The 1648-nt window shown below is 67.4% G+C and carries 1 protein-coding gene; it reads left to right on the plus strand.

The window, feature by feature from the left end; translation table 11 throughout:
* Window positions 1-1648, plus strand: a 1648-nt coding sequence (locus A9X03_RS17020) for an NB-ARC domain-containing protein (protein WP_231975406.1), incomplete at both ends; no start/stop codon positions are given.

The raw sequence follows: 1648 nt of genomic DNA on the forward strand, positions 1-1648 counted from the left end.
ATGGCAGACCCAGCCCGATGAAATGCGCGCCGCCGTCACGCGGCTGGACCAGGCGGTGTCGGACCTGGTGACCGAGCACAACGGGGTCCGCCCGGTCGAACAGGGTGAGGGCGACAGCTTCGTGGTCGCCTTCGCCCGGGCGAGCGACGCGGCCGGGTTTGCGCTCGGTCTGCAACTGACGGCACTTGCGCCGATCCATCTGCGAATCGGACTGCATACCGGCGAGGTCCAACTGCGCGACGAGGCAAATTACATCGGGCCGACGATAAACCGCGCCGCGCGGCTGCGCGACCTGGCTCACGGCGGCCAGACGGTCCTATCGGCCACGACGAGCGACCTGCTCGCCGACGGGCTGCCTCCCGACGCGTGGATGCTTGAGCTGGGCACCCACCCGCTGCGGGATCTGCCGCGGCCCGAACGGGTGACGCAGCTTTGTCACGCCGACCTCCGCAACGACTTTCCGCCGCTCCGCTCGACGAAACACACAGGGCGCTTGAATCTTCCGCCGCAATTCACCAGTTTCGTCGGCCGCGGCGCCGAGGTCGAGGCCGTGCGACGGATCATCACCGACGGACGGTTGGTGACGCTCACGGGCGCCGGCGGCGTGGGAAAGACCCGGCTGGCGGTGCAGATTGCGGACCGGCTCGATGACGATTTCGAAGACGGGGTGTGGTACGTCGACCTGGCGCCCATCGCCGATTCCGGCGTTGTCCCGGTCACGGTGACGCGAGCGTTGGGGCTGCCCGACCAGGCGGGGCGTTCGACAATCGACACGCTCACACGTTTCGTAGCCGGCCGGCGCATGCTCGTCCTCCTCGACAATTGCGAGCACCTGATCGACGCCTGCGCCTCGCTCTCGGTCGCGCTGTTGGCGGCTTGCCCGGGCGTGACCATCCTCGCGACAAGCCGTGAACCGCTGCGGGTGGCCGGCGAGGTCGCGTGGGCGGTGCCCTCACTGACCCTGGCTGACGAGGCGGTGACCCTCTTTTCCGACCGCGCGCGCCACGTCCGGCCCGATTTTACTGTGACCAAGGATAATTCGGAAACGGTCATCGAGATCTGCCGGCGTCTCGATGGAATCCCGCTGGCGATAGAGCTGGCCGCCGCGCGGGTTCGGGCACTGTCGTTGGAGCAGATTCTCGACAGCTTGCGCAACCGCTTTCGGCTCCTGACCGGCGGTTCGCGAACAGCCGTACGCCGCCAGCAGACGTTGCGGGCCTCGGTCGACTGGTCGCACGCGCTACTGACCGAACCCGAACGAGTCCTGTTCCGCCGCGTCGCAGTGTTCATGGGCGGTTTCGATCTCGATGCGGCCCAGGAGGTTTGCGGCGAAAGTGACGTCGAGCGGTATCAGACACTCGACCAGCTCACACTGTTGATCGAAAAGTCCCTCGTGGTGGCCGAGGATACGCACTGCGGCGCGCGTTACCGAATGCTGGAGACGATTCGCCAGTACGCCCTGGAGAAGCTCGGCGAGTCCGGTGAGGCCGACGCCGTGCGCGGTCGCCACCGCGACCACTACGTTGCGCTGGCAGCAGAGCTCGACGTGCCGGGGCGCACCGCTCATCAGAGCCGCATCGAGCAGGCCGCCATCGAGATGGACAACCTGCGCGCGGCGTTCGCGTGGTGCCGGGAAAACGCCGAGATC

Source organism: Mycobacterium sp. E1715 (assembly GCF_001667625.1).
GTDB lineage: Bacteria > Actinomycetota > Actinomycetes > Mycobacteriales > Mycobacteriaceae > Mycobacterium.